This window comes from Bacteroides sp. AF20-13LB, from assembly GCF_003603065.1.
In the GTDB taxonomy this organism is placed as follows: Bacteria; Bacteroidota; Bacteroidia; order Bacteroidales; family Bacteroidaceae; genus Bacteroides; species Bacteroides uniformis.
Map to the genome: position 1 here is coordinate 1 of NZ_QTMH01000003.1, position 16,257 is coordinate 16,257.

Genomic DNA, 16,257 nt, shown 5'->3' on the forward strand with positions numbered 1-16,257 from the left:
TTAGCACAAGGGGGCAGAATCGCTTGGTTTTAGGGGGCAGCTTACACTGGATTTTCCAGCGGGTACTCACAAATAAATCAAGCGGTAAGCCATCTATCTTTTTCTTTGCTAAGATTTATTCGTCCGATACTTGTTGAATTATCGTCCGACAGCTGTTGCAGATTCGTCCGACAACTGTCGGACGATAATTCAACGGCTGTCGGACGAATAAGTTTTAGTAAGCAAGAATTTAAAATGCAGTATTGCAGGAATTGTTGCTTAAATAGGGAATGTAGTAAATGGGAGACTGGCAATATAGACTACCGATTGGGAGCTCGCAGGCGAAGGCTGTCGGGGGTCATTGAAGCTATGAGGTCACTGTTGAAAAGGAGAACACTTTCTTTGCCGGCACGGCTTCCTGTATTTTTTACGTCCACAGTGAAGATAAGCTCGTCATCGGCTGTGAAGTCTGCCTTGTTTACTTTCAGATTGCTATAGCTGAAGCAGGTATAGCTTAGTCCGTATCCAAAAGCCCATTGCACGGATACAACCGCGTCATAGTCGTAGGCCCCTTCCATTTTTTCCACTTCCTCGCTCACCTTGTAGTTGTAGTTGATGAGTGAGTTGATTTCTTTCGGATAGGTGAAGGGCAGCTTTCCACTGAAGTTTTCATCACCGCTGAGCAGGTTGGCAAGGGTGTCTCCTCCGTAGTTTCCCGGCAGAATGATGTCTACTACGGCCTTTGCCATCGGCTCTATTTCATTGATGAGGCGGGGACGGCCTTCATTCAGTATAAGGATGACGGGTTTTCCCGTAGCAGACAGTGCTTTTACTAAATCGAGCTGATTGCGCGAGAGGGTCAGGTCAGTCAGGTTGCCGGGAGTTTCACAATAAGAATTTTCACCGATGCAGGCGATGATGTAATCGACTTCTGTGGCTGCTTTCACGGCTTTTTCGATTTCCGGCTTGTTTTCGGCCCAATAAGCCCCTTTTTCATTGTAGGTGACGCCGGGTGGCGTCATTAATGCGGCTTATGGGTACTTCGCCTTCGTGTACAAGTTCTTTCAGCAGTGTACAGAAATCCCATTCATAAGGTTCCATGGCCATGTCGATACCTGCGTTGATGGCGATTTTGATGGCTTCTTTCTTGTCGGCTGCCACTTTTTCGCGGCGCCAGAGGTTGTTGATGTCAGCCCAGTCCGTGACAAGTACTCCATCCCAGTTCAGTTCTTCTTTCAGCCATTAGGTCAAGAGTTTGTAATTGGCGTGTACGGGCAATCCGTTGACTTGCCATGACGGATAATGCTCCTGCTTTTACACAAGCCAGGAAAGGAGCAAAGTGTTTCTCACGAAGGTCTTGAGCCGAGATGTATACCGGTGTACGGTCTTTTCCGGTGAAGGGGACGCTGTAGCCCATATAATGCTTTAGCGATACGGCAATATTTTGTTTGCCGATATGGTTCGGGTCTTCTCCTTGGAAGCCGAGTACGGCAGCCCGCCCCATTTCTGCATTGACGTAGCAGTCTTCGCCATAATTCTCCCATATGCGTGGCCAGCGGGGATCGCGTCCCAGGTCGATGGTGGGAGAATAAGTCCACGGGCAGCTGCCAGCTTTGGTTTCATAGGCAGTAATACGTGCGGCTTCACGGACCAGGTTGCGGTTGAAGGAAGCAGCCACATTGATGTTTTGAGGAAAGAGCGTTCCACCCATTGTGTAGGTTGTCCCGTGATTTTGGTCCAGTCCATAGATGCAGGGTATGCCGATTTCTCTCATGGCCTATTTTCTCTTCAAGGGTCATTTTTTTCAGTAGGGCTTCCACTTTCTGCTCTATTTTTTTGTCTTGTGGAATAGCTGGAGCAGCTGCTTGCTGCGCCATTGTTGGCAGGAGAAACATGCTTGCCAACAAGAAAGATTTTATTCTATTCATGGTAGTGTGTATTTGGGTTCAACAATCATTTGGATGTTTTGGTATTCTTCTTCATCAACCAGTGTTGTTTCAGCCACTCGCGTACCGGTTCGTCATACAGTTTGAGGCAAGCGTATGCAATGGCAATGGAGAGTACAAAGACGGATACGGCAATGAACAAGTGCATTCCTGCCGGTGCGTCGGGGTTATTCCGTGCCCAGGCTATCTGCATGTATATCAGCGGGAAGTGTGTGATGTACAGCGGATAGGATAGTTCGCCCAGGAATTTGCAGAGGGCTACGGAACGCTTGCCCGTGACGTTGCTGCCTGCTCCCATAGCCACTATCAGCGGAAAGAGGGCGAGCACGCTTACGGCTTCGTAGACGCCGTTCATCCATTGGCTGGTCTCGCCTCCGATGCGCGGCATCACGAGGATAACAGTCACCAGCAGGGAACACCAGTAGAATCCTCTCTTCACTTTCACCAGCTTGCCTATGCGAGACAACAGCAGACCCATGAAGAAGGGATAGAGCAGGCGTGAAATGCCTATATAGAGCTGGCCGGGTGTCAGGCTCCAGCCGCCGATGAGGGTGTAGGCGGCTTCTCCCCGCGATGAAAGAAGCCCAAAGGTATCTATGTTGAGCGTGACGTCGAGCGTAAGGCAGGCAGAGAGTCCGACGAATATGCCCAGTGCCAGTTTGGAGAAGCGGCGGATGAATAGGGCATAGAGCACATTGGCAATATATTCCCACATCAGCGACCAGGTGGGGCCGTTCAACGCGTTTGTTTCCCACCAGCCCCGGATGTCCCATGAAGTGGGGGTGGGGAACATAAGGCAGCCCAGGAGTGTCATCAGCAGCACGTTCCACCACGGTGTTTGCATCACCATCGGGAAGGCGGAGCAGGCACTGAAGTAGAATAGGGAGGCGCCGAGGAGTGTACCCATAATCACCATGGGGTGCAGGCGTACCAAGCGTCGCTTGAAGAAGTCCCACGTTGTCATACGGTCCCAGCGGTCGTCGTAGGCATAACCGATGACGAAGCCGGAGAGTACGAAGAAGAAGTCCACGGCCAAGTAGCCGTGGTTCAAAATCTGGTGGGCAGGCCCTGCGGAATAGGTTTCAAAAAGATGGAAAGCTACCACGATTATTGCGGCTACGCCGCGAAGCCCGTCCAGTATTTCGTAACGCGGCTTGGATGCTAAATAAGTTGTTGTCTTCATTGGAATTATGTTTGTTGTTAGATTAATATTCTTCTAAAATGCGGACGTGTCATGACTCACCACAGATTACACAGATTATTTTAGGAGCTCTGATAATCAAGAACTTTTATCGGTGTTAATCTGTGGCGAGTGTGTATTTTGACATATCCTCAGACAATCCGGATTCCCGGCATAACTTTATTTCGCGGGCAAAGTTAGTCTGCAATTTCTCCGGGCATTTCTCTTATTGTTTATTAGGATTGTCTTATATTTGCATTTACTCCCCTTCAGGGAGATATTTTACCCAAATTATGAATGATAATGCAGTGCCTCGGCCGGAAAACACTTCTTTTACCTTCGACGATGTATGCCTGGCTCCCGGCGAGCAGATAGGTCTGCATGAGCAGGCAACGTGGGAGTTGTCGTATATCATCGTAGGCTCAGGCATGCGGCTGATAGGTGACCGTACTGAACCTTTCGGGAGTGGGGAAGTAGTGATAGTTCCTCCGGAGATACCGCATTGCTGGTATTTCGAGAATGATGTGACAGATGCGCAGGGGCATATTGCCAATATCACGATAACTTTCGGCCGGGAATTTCTTGACAACTGCTGTGTTGCTTTCCCTGAGCTGCAGGAATGTACGGAGAAGCTGAAACGGAAAAGGGATGCCGTGAAGTTCGGGAAGGAAAAGTCGTCGGCTATTGCTTCCGTCCTCGAGGAGATGCGTCCTTTGGGGAGGGCTGAACGCATCCCGCTGATGATAAAACTGCTGCTTATTCTTGCCGGGAGCGAGGAAGAGAGTGTGGTGGGGCAGTATCAGAAGATGGACCCGGAACGGGAGCGAATGAATAGGATACAAGTCTACGTCGTTTGTAACGCCAAGCGGGATATTACGCTAGATGACGTTGCCCGCCACGTGGGGATGAACCGCACTTCTTTCTGTATCTTTTTCAAGAAAGTCTCGGGGAAGACTTTCGTCACTTATCTCAATGAATACCGCATTGAGCTTGCCTGCCGGTTGCTGAAACAACAAAAGGTATCCGTAGCAGAAATCTGCTATCAGGTGGGATTCAACAATGTTCCTTATTTCAACCGGGTTTTCAAGAAGATGAAGGGCGTTTCGCCGAGTGAATATGTCTTTTTGTAAGGGAAAAGGGGAAGATACGAAAGGTGTGGGTATAAAAAAAGGAGTACCGCTGTACTCCAACCTTTGTTAACCTTAAATCTAATACTATGAAAAACACATTGCAAAGGTACGGACTTTTTGCTTATCTCCAAATAAAGCAAATAAAAAAGGCTGTTTTATAACATGTTTTAGGAAAATACGTCTCTTTGTTAAGGCTTGCTAAGGTTTTGAAGCCTCTACGCAGCTGTTTTCTAAAAAAGAATTATCTTTGTCACATTAAGTTTTGGGCCTTACTTGACGATTTTCTGCTCTCTTGGCTCAAAATCCTGGAAATTAAAAATTAAAGACTTGTATGCACGAAGATATTGTCCTTACCCCGATGATGAAACAGTTCCTCGACTTGAAGGCAAAGCATCCCGATGCTGTCATGCTGTTTCGTTGTGGTGACTTCTATGAAACCTATTCCACCGATGCCGTCGTCGCGTCCGAAATCCTCGGTATTACCTTGACCAAACGTGCCAACGGCAAGGGGAAAACCATCGAAATGGCGGGCTTTCCGCATCATGCACTCGACACCTATCTGCCCAAGCTGATACGTGCCGGCAAGCGCGTGGCCATCTGCGACCAGTTGGAGGACCCGAAGCTGACGAAGAAACTGGTGAAGCGCGGCATCACGGAGCTGGTGACGCCGGGAGTTTCCATCAACGACAATGTGCTGAACTACCGGGAGAACAACTTCCTGGCTGCCGTGCATTTCGGTAAGGGTGCCTGCGGTGTGGCTTTCCTGGACATATCTACGGGCGAATTTCTGACGGCGGAAGGACCTTTCGACTATGTGGACAAGCTGCTGAACAACTTTGCCCCCAAAGAGGTGCTTTTCGAGCGTGGCAAGCGGCTGATGTTCGAAGGAAACTTCGGCAGCAAGTTCTTCACCTTCGAGTTGGACGACTGGGTGTTTACCGAGACATCTGCCCGCGAAAAGCTGCTGAAGCATTTCGAGGTGAAGAACTTGAAAGGCTTCGGTGTGGAGCATCTCAAGAACGGTATCATCGCTTCGGGAGCCATCCTGCAATACCTCATCATGACGCAGCATACGCAGATAGGGCATGTCACTTCGCTGGCACGCATCGAGGAGGATAAGTATGTCCGCCTGGATAAGTTCACGGTGCGCAGCCTGGAGCTGATGGGGTCGATGAACGACGGCGGTAGCAGTCTGCTGAATGTGATAGACAAGACCATCAGCCCGATGGGTGCCCGCCTGCTGAAACGCTGGCTGGTATTCCCGTTGAAGGACGTGCAGCCGATTAACGAACGGCTGAATGTAGTGGAATACTTCTTCCGCCAGCCCGATTTCAAGGAGTTGATAGAGGAGCAGCTGCATTTGATAGGTGACTTGGAGCGCATCATCTCCAAAGTGGCGGTAGGCCGTGTCTCTCCGCGTGAGGTAGTGGCGCTGAAGGTGGCTTTGCAGGCGATAGAACCCATCAAAGCGGCTTGCATGGATGCCGATAATGCCAGCTTGAATCATATAGGCGAGCAGTTGAACATCTGCCAGTCCATCCGCGACCGCATAGACCGGGAGATAGACAATGACCCGCCGTTGCTGATTAATAAGGGCGGTGTCATCAAGTCCGGTGTTAGTGCCGAGTTGGACGAGTTGCGCCAGATAGCCTACTCCGGTAAGGATTATCTGTTGCAGATACAGCAGCGCGAGAGTGAGCTGACGGAGATTCCCAGCTTGAAGATAGGCTACAACAATGTCTTCGGTTATTACATCGAAGTGCGCAACACGCATAAGGACAAAGTGCCGGCAGAGTGGATACGCAAGCAGACCCTTGCCAATGCCGAACGCTACATTACCCAGGAATTGAAGGAGTACGAGGAGAAGATTCTCGGTGCGGAGGACAAGATACTGGTACTGGAAACACAACTCTATGCAGAATTGGTGCAATCATTGAGCGAGTTCATCCCCGCCATTCAAATCAATGCGAACCAGATAGCGCGTCTGGACTGCCTACTCTCCTTTGCCACGGCAGCGCGCGAGAACAACTATATACGCCCCGTCATTGCCGACGACGATGTGCTGGAAATCTGCCAGGGACGCCACCCGGTGATTGAGAAGCAGCTCCCCATCGGCGAGAAGTATATTGCCAATGATGTGATGCTGGATAGCCAGACGCAGCAGATTATCATCATTACGGGTCCCAACATGGCGGGTAAGTCTGCTTTGCTGAGGCAGACGGCGCTGATTACGCTGCTGGCTCAAATCGGCAGTTTTGTGCCTGCGGAGAGTGCCCATATCGGGTTGGTGGATAAGATATTCACCCGTGTGGGTGCCAGCGATAATATTTCCGTGGGCGAGTCTACCTTTATGGTGGAGATGAACGAGGCGGCGGATATCCTGAACAACCTTTCTCCCCGCAGCCTGGTGCTGTTCGACGAGCTGGGGCGCGGTACTTCTACATATGATGGTATTTCCATCGCCTGGGCGATTGTGGAGCATATACACGAGCATCCCAAGGCAAAAGCCCGAACCTTGTTTGCCACGCACTACCATGAGCTGAATGAGATGGAGAAGAGCTTCAAGCGTATAAAGAACTACAACGTTTCGGTGAAGGAGATAGATAACAAAGTCATCTTCTTGCGCAAATTGGAGCGCGGCGGTAGCGAACACTCCTTCGGTATTCATGTAGCCAAAATGGCGGGTATGCCCAAAAGCATCGTGAAGCGTGCCAATGACATTCTGAAACAACTGGAAACAGACAACCGCCAGCAGGGGATTTCCAGCAAACCGATGGTGGAAGTGGGAGAGACACGCGGCGGCATGCAACTCAGCTTCTTCCAGCTCGACGACCCGGTGTTGTGCCAGATACGCGATGAGATACTGAATCTGGATGTGAATAACCTGACGCCGCTGGAGGCACTGAACAAGCTGAATGATATAAAGAGGATAGTGAAAGGGAAATAACCGGATAGGGGTGTGTCAAAATTCACCACAGATTACACGGATTAACACAGAATGAGCTTAATCTACTGATAATCAAAGATGCTTATCTGTGTAAATCTGTGTAATCGGTGGTGAATACCAGTTTCGACGCATCCTCATCCGGATTGTTTCAAAACACGGCTGGTTTCTTATAGTTTGACTTTTCCCTCCAACCGTATATCTTCCGATGAAGCCCCTATCAGCAGCTTCACCGTTCCGGGTTCTACAACGAACATCTGCTTTCCTTCGTTCCAATAGCCGAGCTCCTCTTTGGGAACGGTAAGCGTCACTTCCCGGGTTTCGCCGGCCTTGATGGGGATACGCTTGAAGGCGCGCAACTGCTTGGAAGGACGTTCCACTTTGGAGTTCGGATAGCTGGCATAGAGCTGTACGACTTCTTCTCCGTCGCGTCCGCTGGTATTCTTCACTGATACCGTCACGCGGATGTTCTTCTTGTCTTGCTTGACGGATTCAATCTTCTCGTACGTAAAGTCGGAATAGCTCAGACCATAGCCGAAAGGATAGAGCACAGGGCCTTGGTGGTACATATACGTACGTCCGTTGCGGATGTCGTAGTCCATCATGTCGGGCAGGTCGATGATGTCTTTCACCCACGTCTGTACGGTACGTCCGGCTGGATTTACCTTGCCAAAGAGTACGTCGGCCAGTCCGTTGCCCTGCTCCTGGCTGCAGTGGGTGATGTGGACGATGGCAGGCACGTGCTCCTGGCTCCAGTTGATGGTATAGGGGAAACTGCTGACGAGCACTAGTATGGTATTGGGATTGGCTTTGAGCACCAGCTTCACCAAGTCTTCATCGGGCAGCATCAGCGATTTGCGGTCCACGGCTTCGCGGCCGTCACTGGGGACGGGAGAGAACTTCCAGTCCGCACGTGTGCCGTAAGGATGGTTTCCTACACATACAATGGCGATGTCGGCGGCTGCGGCAGCCTTTTCCGCCTGGCCCATGCGGTTGTCTTCGGCGTGGATGACTTCGGTATCTTCCTTTACAGCATTGCGTATGCCGCTCAGAATCGTTGTTTCGTAAGGCGGGGTACCACTATACCAGTCTTGCACGATTTTGTCCGAATACGGGCCTATAACGGCTATTTTACGCAGCTTTCCGGCATCGAGTGGCAGGAGATTCTTGTTTTTCAATAACACCACAGACTTGGCGGTGACTTCCCGTGCCAGCCTGCGGGCTTCTGCTGTCATGAAAGGCGGTGCCTGCGTACTGTCCTTTCCGATGGAGAGATAAGGGTTACGGGAGTGGTCCCCGTCCAGCAAGCCGAGCTTGAGGGCGACGAAGATGTTCCCGCGGATAGCCTTGTCGATGTCGGCTTCGGTCAGCAATCCCTTTTCCAGCGCTTCCTTGACGTAAGGAACGTATACGTCGAGAAACTGTCCTGTGGTGGCTTTTACTACGGCAGCGGCGCCCTCCGCAAAGCTCGGAAAACTCTTGTGCGCTTCAATCAGCAGTTTCAGGGCACCACCGTCCGTACAGATGATACCGTTGTTGCCCCACTGCTTGCGGGTAATCTCTTCGAGGCAGGGATGGATGGACATGGGGATGCTGTTCCAACTGTTGTAGGCTGCCATGAAGGCACGGCTGCCTCCCTCGGTGATGCCTTTATAGAAAGGATAAGCGTAGTATTCATGGAACAGCCGCGTGTCGAAGTCGGAGGAAGTGCTGTCCCGTCCGTCCTCGTTACTATTAGCAAGGAAGTGTTTCATCAGAGAGGCAGTTTTCCAGTAGCGGGGATGATTGCCTTGCAGGCCGCGTACGCTGGCAATGGTGAGTTGGGCGGTGAGGAAAGCATCTTCTCCGAAACTCTCCTCGGTACGTCCCCAGCGCGGGTCGCGGGCAAGGTCGGCATTCGGAGCGCGCATCACGAGGGCATGACGCTTGTTGCCGGTGGTCTGCATGTAGTAGCGGGCTTCTTCAGCAGCTTGTTCCGCTACTTTCTGCACCAAATCGGTGTCCCATGTGGAGCCCAGACCGTAGGATTGGGGGAATATGGTGGTGGGGCAGTCTGTGGGGACTACTTTCCCGTCTTCCGTTCTTTGGCGTCCGCCCCACATGGCAGGCCCGCCGAGGGTCAGCCCGTGCAGTCCTTCGTAGTGTCCGCAACGGGGAATGTTGAGGCGGGGGACACCGAGGTCGGTGGAAAGAAGGTTTATCTTTTCATCCAATGTCAGGATGGAAAGAAGATGGTCCACGCGCTGTTCGTCGGTGAGCGTGGTATCTTGGAAGGCTTGTGTTTGTTGTGCGCTTGTCTGCAGGCAAAGCAGCAGAGAGAAAATGAGGAGTAGTGACTTGTTTCTCATGGTTCATTAGGGTTTAATGGATTCAATGTAGTGGGTTGTCATAACAAACATTCTTGGTTGTTATCTCAATCTATACCTTTTGTCTGCACGAGATATGCATCTCATACATGAAAGGATAGAGGATTATGGGATGGATATCCGTTGTAACCGTCCGTCCTGCGGCAGGCAGAGCAATCCTTCAGCTTTCTTTTCGTCTGCCAGATACTTCTTCCACGTAATCTTGTCCCATTTCATCTGGTCTGTGCATTGTGCCACGGGGATATGGGGGATGGCCGAACCGTCCTTTACAAGAATGACGATAGGCAGGGTGCCGCACTCGATATGGTTCCATCCCGGAGCATACACCTTTCCGGTCTGGTAGTCTATCCATTTCTGCCGTCCGGGGAGGTAGACATCCCGTCCGCTGCCCTCTTCGAGCATGGGTGCCACGAGGAGATTGGAACCGAACATGTACTCGTCCTCTACCAGCCATGCACCCGGGTCGTCGGGATACTCCAGCAGCAGGGCGCGGAGCATCGGCCAGCCGTTTTCGGTGCACTCTTTGGATTGTGCATATACGTAGGGCATCAGTTTGTACTTCAGTTCGGCACAACGGCGGAAATAGTCTGTGAACTCTTTCCCGTAGTACCACGGCTCGGTGGGAGGTGCTCCGTGCACGCGGCTGTGGCTGGTGAGGAAGCCGAAGGGCAGCCAGCGGCGGTAGAGGCTTTCGGGGCTTTGGGTCACGAAGCCGCCTATGTCATTGCTCCAGAAGCAGAATCCGCTCAGTCCGATGGAGAGGCCGCTGCGGATGGTTCCCTCGAAACCGGTTTCGGTGGTTGCGGCGTCACCGCCCCAGTGCAATGGATAGCGTTGTGAGCCTGCCCATGCAGAGCGTGCCCAGATGATGTTTTCGCCGTGCAGCTTCTTGATGATGTCGGCCACGGTTTTGTTGTAGCGCAGCGGGTAGAGGTTGTGTTCGTACAGTCCGCTACGGCCGTTGGCATAGATGGCATCCAGCGGGGCACCTTCGCCGAAGTCTACTTTGATGGCGCCTACACCCATTTCAATCAGATTGCCGAGTTTTTCCTGATACCACTTCACGGTTTCGGGGTTGGTGAAGTCCAGCACCACGTCCTCGTAGGGGAGCTGCCCCTTACCGTTGCGTACGTACAGACCGCGTTCCACCAGCTCGGGGAAGAACTTGTTTTTCGGAGTGAAGTAGGGGAGTTGCCAGAGGCAGGTGCGGAAGCCTTGTGACCTTAGGTCGGTGAGCATCTGCCGGGGATTGTCGAAGCGGTCGGCGGCAAAGGCGTAGTCGCATTGCCAGTCCACGCCGAACCAGCCGGTATCGAAGTGGATGACATCGCTCGGTATCTTGTTCTCACGCAGTTTCCGGGCTACATCGCGGCCCTCTGCTTCGCTGAAGTAGGTGATGCGGCTCATCCAGGTGCCGAAGCTCCACAAGGGGGGCATTTCGGGCCGTCCTACCAGTGCGGTGTATTCGCTCAGCATCTCCTTCGGCGAACCCAGGAAGATGAAGATGTCCATCGCTTCGTCTGCCATAAAGAGTTTGGTGGCTCCGATGTAGGAGCAGCCGAAGTCGCAGGTCACGGGGGCGGAAGTGTGCATAAACATGCCATAGCCGCGGTTACTGAAAAAGAAGGGGATAGGCTTGTACATGTCCGGGGTTTCGGGGCCCTGCGGGTCGGTGACAAAGAGGTTGACCTTCTGCCCGGCCTTGTTCAGTGCGGTGGCGGACTCGCCGCAACCGTAGATTTTCTCGTTTGGCGCGAGGCTGAATACGGGATTGATGCTGCGTGAGTTGTCCGAGCCGCGCTTGATGAAGCTGAATGGAGGTACCTTGACCTGTGTGGAGTCGTTGTCGCTCCAGCAACGAGTCTGTGTCAGCAGGCGTCCGTCGGCATCTTTCAGCACCAGGCGCCAGGGGTAATTCTCGATGAGCAGGCTGCCGTATCGGGAGGTGTACAGGGTACCTTTATCCGTCTTCTCGGCTTTCCAGAAGGAGCGTCCGTCGGCAGGCTTTCCTATGAGCATGGGGTCATCGGCATCTTCTTTCGGTACGATGGGCGAGGTAAGCATATGGATGCGGAGGGTACGTTCGCTGACCGGTTCGACGGTGAACGTCAGTTGTGGATTGTTGTCGTAGGCCGTCTCCGGGAAGTCCAGCGACTGGAGGGGCTGGTGCAGGTAGGTGTTTGCATTGAATGCCTGGCGGGGCATCAGTTGCTGGCGTTTCCACTGGACAGTCCCCTTGCCGGTGGAGGTGTCGAACGATACCAGGCTGTCGGCGAAGAAATAGGTGTTGCTGAGGTCCAGAAAATCCTGGCTCATGTCTTTCGACTGGGAAAGCAGGTATTGCACGCCGGCATTTGTTTTCAGTTGGGCATGCGCAGGCGGGGTGGCAGTTGCTGCCAGCAGCATAAAAGCTGCCCCTTTCATCAGTTGTCTCTCTTTCATGATAAATATATGATTTACGGTTACTGTTTCGATGCCGTAAAAGTAGAGAAATCCACACAGATGAAAGGGGTGGGTATGTTGCTTATGTAGGGCTGAAATGTTTATTTGGAAGCTTTCTTCCCGTAGAAACACATGAAATATACCCCGATAATCACAAACGGGATACTGAGCCACTGGCCCATGTTCAGCGTCATGCTGTCCTCAAAGTTCACCTGGTTTTCTTTCAGGAACTCGATGAAGAAACGGAAGGTGAAAATCTCCGTCAGGCAGAGTCCGAAGAAGAAACCGCGGTGATAGGGCAGGGAGGCTTCGGCCTGCACGGTGGTTGATTTCCGCTTGGTGGTGCTGAAATCTGTTTCGAGCTTGGTCTCTTGTTTCTTCTGTCCGCGTTTGTATAGCCAGACCATCCCCAGGAAGAAGATGAAGTAGGCGATGGCTTCGTAGAGCTGTGCCGGATGGCGGGGCAGCATGTCTTCGCGTTCAAAGATGAATGCCCAGGGCATGTCGGTCGGTTTGCCGATGATTTCGGAGTTCATCAGGTTGGCAAGGCGGATGCAGCAGGCGGTGATGGGAGTGGCAACAGCTATCATGTCGAGCACGTCCATGTAGTGCATCTTCGTCTTGCGGCAGTACATCCAAAGGGCGATAATCAGGCCCAGCGTGCCGCCGTGGCTGGCAAGGCCGGTGTAGCCCGTCATCTTCCAACTGCCGTCCGGCAGGATTTTTATGGGGAGAATCATCTCGAGGAAATGGTCCTGGTAGTAGGCCCAGTCGTAGAATATGCAGTGGCCCAGTCGTGCGCCTATCAGTATGCCGAAGAAGCAATAGAAGAAGAGAGGTTCGAATTTCTTTTCGTCTATTCTGCGGTCGCTATACTGGCGTTGCACGATGAAGTAGGCAAGAGCAAGACCGATAATCCATAACAGTCCGTAGTAGCGGATGGATATGCCGAAGAACTTGAACAGTTCGGGGTCGGGATTCCAGTTGATGGTGAGTAATGATAACATATTTATGAAGAATTAAATTACTGAATTACGGGGTTGTTCGGGACAAAGGTATGAAATTATCTCGTTTGGCAGTTCATCGTGGCAGTTTATTTGAATTTCTCCGCCACCATCCTATACGTCAGCACCTCAATCCCTTGTTCCTCTGCAGCCGTAATCATGTCGAACAACAAGCCTTGTACTTCGCTCTGATGTCCTTTGGCCATATCTTTCTGCATGGAGGCGGTACTTTCAGGGGCGAGTTTGTCTATTACTTTGAGGTTGTACTCCACGATGTCTTCCTTGAATTCTATACCCAATTTTCGGCCCAAAGCTGCGCTCTCTTGTGACAGTCCGATGAAGGTATCGCGCACCTTCCCCGGTTTCTGTACTTCGCCCATAGGCACGTCATAGTAGGCTCCGGTGACTGCCATAGCGGAGATGAACGACCACTTGACGAATGTGTCCCGGTCGATGTCGTCGGAGATGTCGGCTTTGATGCCGCTTTCCTGCAAATCGCGTTGCACGGCTTCCAATGTTTCACGGGAAACAATCGTGCTGCGGTGTGCTCCGTAGACGAGCCGGAAAATCTTTCCCATCTGCGTGATTTCTCCCCGTCCGGATACGAATCCTACGATGTAGATGCAGCCGTCGAGCACCGTGACGCCGGGGACCAACCGCTGGATACGGGGACCGGTTCCGTAAACATTCAGGATGGGGATTACCACTGTACGCTCGTGTGAGGCACGTTTGATGAGTTCCGTAATGGAGTCTACGGAATAACCTTTGACGCAGACGAAGATAACATCCGCTTTGCCTTGGAATTCTTCTGCGGTAAATGCCGCCACTTTCAGACAATGTTCACCTTTCAAATCGGAGTGCAGTTGCAGACCGTTCCCGCGTATGGCGGCAAGGTGTTCGCCACGTGCAATGCAAGTGACGTCTTTGCCGGATAATGAAAGAAAGGCGGCGATGCTTCCGCCTACGCCGCCGGTACCTGCTATGAGGTATTTCAGATTACTGTTTGCCATTTGTTGTGTATGGTTTATTGAACGTAGTTTTCCTTTTCCATATAGTAAAGCCCTTCGCCCCGGTCACCGTTCTCCATGTCTTCCAGCTCTACTTTGAAGATACGGTAGGGAAGGTCTTTTCTGGGATGCTTGGGCATGTCTACTGTCAATAGATAGGCGTTGCCATATTCGTTGCTGTCGAAATATTCTTTTATTTCCTGCTTCATCAGCACGGGGACTTTCTCGCCGTCTATCCAGACGGTGACTTTCAGTTGCCCGGGGCGGGGAGCCATCTGGCATTCTCTGGCTTCTTTGTCTTGTTCTTGTTGCTCAATGTCACTCAGGTTTTCACCGTGTACCAATGACTCGGGCTTTGTTTCTTTCATCCATTGGTAGGTACGTGTCAAGCTCATGGGACGGACGTATATCTGATAAGTAGGCATGGCTCCGGGGATGCGGAAAGCACGCAGGCCATAAGCTTCCATACGATGATAACGTATGTCGAGTGTAGTGTCGCGGTCGGCGATGAAATCCCAGGCCCAGAACTCCAGGCGGTGTTCAGTCTCGGGCAGCCCGCTTTTCATGGCAATGTGCGCATAGGAGGGCAGATAAATAGAGGCTGCACTTTGATATTTCCCTTTGGGTATACGGGCCGTGTAATGCCCGTCTTTGTCGGTTATGGCTTCTATGATGTCATTGAACTGCGGGTTTTGCCACCAGACGCTGGCACTGTCTATCGGCTGTCCGTTGTAATCAGTCACCCGTCCGTGAATGGTTACCGAGTCTTGCTGTTGTGCATAAACGGCAGTACAGGACAATAAGAATAAAAGGAAGATAATCTGTTTCACAGTATTGTTATTGTATGGAGTTTATTAGAAAATGGCAATGTACAAAGAAAGTACATTGCCATCTGGAATGAATATCATTACACATTGAACCTGAAGTGCATGATGTCCCCATCCTGCACCACGTATTCCTTACCTTCCACACCCAACTTTCCGGCTTCGCGCACGGCTGCTTCGCTGCCATACTTGATATAATCCTCATACTTGATGACCTCTGCCCGGATAAACCCTTTCTCGAAATCCGTATGGATAACGCCGGCGCATTGCGGTGCTTTCCATCCCTTGCGATAGGTCCATGCCTTTACTTCCATCTCTCCGGCAGTGATGAAGGTTTCGAGGTTCAGCAGGCTGTAGATAGCTTTAATCAAACGGTTGCAACCGCTCTCTTTCAGTCCCAGGTCTTCGAGGAACATCTGTTTTTCCTCGTATGTCTCCAGTTCGGCAATATCGGCCTCGGTCTGGGCGGAGATGATGATAAGTTCGGCATCCTCGCCCTTGATGGCTTCGCGCACCTGCTCTACGTACTGGTTGCCGCCGGCGGCACTGACGTCATCCACGTTGCAGACGTAGAGCACAGGTTTGGTAGTAAGCAGGAACATCTGCTTGGCGCATTGTTCCTCGTCGTCGTTCTGCGGGATGACGGTGCGGGCGCTTTGTCCTTGTTCCAGGGCATCCTTGTAGCGGAGCAGGAGTTCGTACTCTATCTTTGCAGCCTTGTCGCCACCCACCTTGGCTATTTTCTCTACGCGCTTGATGCGGTTTTCCACGGTTTCGAGGTCTTTCAGTTGCAGCTCTGTGTCGATGATTTCCTTGTCGCGTACGGGGTTCACCGAGCCGTCCACGTGGACGATGTTGCCATTGTCGAAGCAGCGCAGCACGTGGATGATGGCGTCGCACTCGCGGATGTTGCCCAGGAACTGGTTGCCGAGTCCTTCACCTTTGCTGGCGCCCTTCACCAGTCCGGCAATGTCTACGATGTCGCACACGGCGGGTACGATACGCCCCGGGTGAACCAGCTCGGCGAGCTTCGTCAGTCGTTCGTCGGGTACGGACACTTGCCCCATTTGGGCGTCGATTGTACAGAACGGGAAGTTTGCCGCTTGTGCCTTTGCGCTGCTCAAGCAGTTGAAAAGAGTGGATTTTCCTACGTTGGGAAGGCCCACGATACCAGCTTTTAATGCCATAGTGTTATCTTGTTTTTTAGTTATTGTTCAGTTAATTGGATGCAAAGATAGTGCAAACCGAAGGCAGAATGAAATGAACGCGTTCATTTTTTATGCTGAGGTGCAGCCTATCTTCACTTTTTTAAGCAAAGATAGTACTTACCGGGGAAAGTGGGTATGTTAATTTGCATTAAAAGCACGAGAGTAAAATGATAAATTGATAGTTTTGTCGCAATTATAAATTTAAGTATCATTCTATAAATCAATGC

Annotated in this window: 9 protein-coding genes and 1 pseudogene; 2 read left to right on the plus strand and 8 right to left on the minus strand. The window is 51.6% G+C overall.

Annotated elements, in window-relative coordinates; translation table 11 throughout:
- Positions 1-311 precede the first annotated feature (311 nt).
- Positions 312-1,874, minus strand: a pseudogene (locus tag DWX62_RS03705) (glycoside hydrolase family 3 N-terminal domain-containing protein); the annotation flags it as partial.
- A gap of 58 nt (positions 1,875-1,932) precedes the next feature.
- Positions 1,933-3,108 carry an acyltransferase gene (locus DWX62_RS03710; RefSeq protein ID WP_057087309.1) on the minus strand — a complete coding sequence of 392 codons (1,176 nt, stop codon included), beginning with the start codon at positions 3,106-3,108 and terminating at the stop codon, positions 1,933-1,935.
- A 290-nt stretch (positions 3,109-3,398) separates the two neighbouring features.
- Here DWX62_RS03710 and DWX62_RS03715 point away from each other — a divergent pair, with 290 nt between their 5' ends.
- Positions 3,399-4,235 carry an AraC family transcriptional regulator gene (locus DWX62_RS03715; protein ID WP_227212800.1) on the plus strand — a complete coding sequence of 279 codons (837 nt, stop codon included), beginning with the start codon at positions 3,399-3,401 and terminating at the stop codon, positions 4,233-4,235.
- A gap of 331 nt (positions 4,236-4,566) precedes the next feature.
- A complete protein-coding gene (mutS, locus tag DWX62_RS03725) occupies positions 4,567-7,182 on the plus strand; it encodes a DNA mismatch repair protein MutS (protein ID WP_008662199.1) in 2,616 nt (871 codons plus the stop codon).
- Between the two features lie 167 nt (positions 7,183-7,349).
- Here the strand turns inward: mutS and DWX62_RS03730 are convergent, their stop codons facing one another.
- From DWX62_RS03730 to ychF, 6 genes are all read right to left on the minus strand, one after another.
- Entirely contained in the window at positions 7,350-9,527 is a 2,178-nt protein-coding gene (locus tag DWX62_RS03730; protein WP_120172588.1) for a glycoside hydrolase family 3 C-terminal domain-containing protein, read from the minus strand.
- 123 nt (positions 9,528-9,650) lie between these two features.
- Entirely contained in the window at positions 9,651-11,987 is a 2,337-nt protein-coding gene (locus DWX62_RS03735; protein WP_120172589.1) for an alpha-xylosidase, read from the minus strand.
- 101 nt (positions 11,988-12,088) lie between these two features.
- Positions 12,089-12,994, minus strand: a complete 906-nt coding sequence (gene lgt / locus DWX62_RS03740; RefSeq protein ID WP_117945469.1) for a prolipoprotein diacylglyceryl transferase — start codon at positions 12,992-12,994, stop codon at positions 12,089-12,091.
- Positions 12,995-13,080: 86 nt separating this feature from the next.
- Positions 13,081-14,001 carry a ketopantoate reductase family protein gene (locus DWX62_RS03745; protein ID WP_005824862.1) on the minus strand — a complete coding sequence of 307 codons (921 nt, stop codon included), beginning with the start codon at positions 13,999-14,001 and terminating at the stop codon, positions 13,081-13,083.
- A gap of 14 nt (positions 14,002-14,015) precedes the next feature.
- On the minus strand, positions 14,016-14,828 hold the full coding sequence (locus tag DWX62_RS03750; RefSeq protein ID WP_120172590.1) for a carboxypeptidase-like regulatory domain-containing protein: 813 nt from the start codon (positions 14,826-14,828) through the stop codon (positions 14,016-14,018).
- A 77-nt stretch (positions 14,829-14,905) separates the two neighbouring features.
- Positions 14,906-16,009 (minus strand): redox-regulated ATPase YchF, encoded by a 1,104-nt coding sequence (ychF, locus tag DWX62_RS03755; protein WP_057097379.1) that lies wholly within the window; start codon positions 16,007-16,009, stop codon positions 14,906-14,908.
- Positions 16,010-16,257: the final 248 nt, after the last annotated feature.

Excerpts from the sequence above, each read along its gene's own strand:
- DWX62_RS03710 (WP_057087309.1), bottom strand. The coding sequence starts at position 3,108 with ATGAAGACAACAACTTATTTAGCATCCAAGCCGCGTTACGAAATACTG.
- DWX62_RS03715 (WP_227212800.1), top strand. The coding sequence starts at position 3,399 with ATGAATGATAATGCAGTGCCTCGGCCGGAAAACACTTCTTTTACCTTC.
- mutS (WP_008662199.1), top strand. The coding sequence starts at position 4,567 with ATGCACGAAGATATTGTCCTTACCCCGATGATGAAACAGTTCCTCGAC.
- DWX62_RS03730 (WP_120172588.1), bottom strand. The coding sequence starts at position 9,527 with ATGAGAAACAAGTCACTACTCCTCATTTTCTCTCTGCTGCTTTGCCTG.
- DWX62_RS03735 (WP_120172589.1), bottom strand. The coding sequence starts at position 11,987 with ATGAAAGAGAGACAACTGATGAAAGGGGCAGCTTTTATGCTGCTGGCA.
- lgt (WP_117945469.1), bottom strand. The coding sequence starts at position 12,994 with ATGTTATCATTACTCACCATCAACTGGAATCCCGACCCCGAACTGTTC.
- DWX62_RS03745 (WP_005824862.1), bottom strand. The coding sequence starts at position 14,001 with ATGGCAAACAGTAATCTGAAATACCTCATAGCAGGTACCGGCGGCGTA.
- ychF (WP_057097379.1), bottom strand. The coding sequence starts at position 16,009 with ATGGCATTAAAAGCTGGTATCGTGGGCCTTCCCAACGTAGGAAAATCC.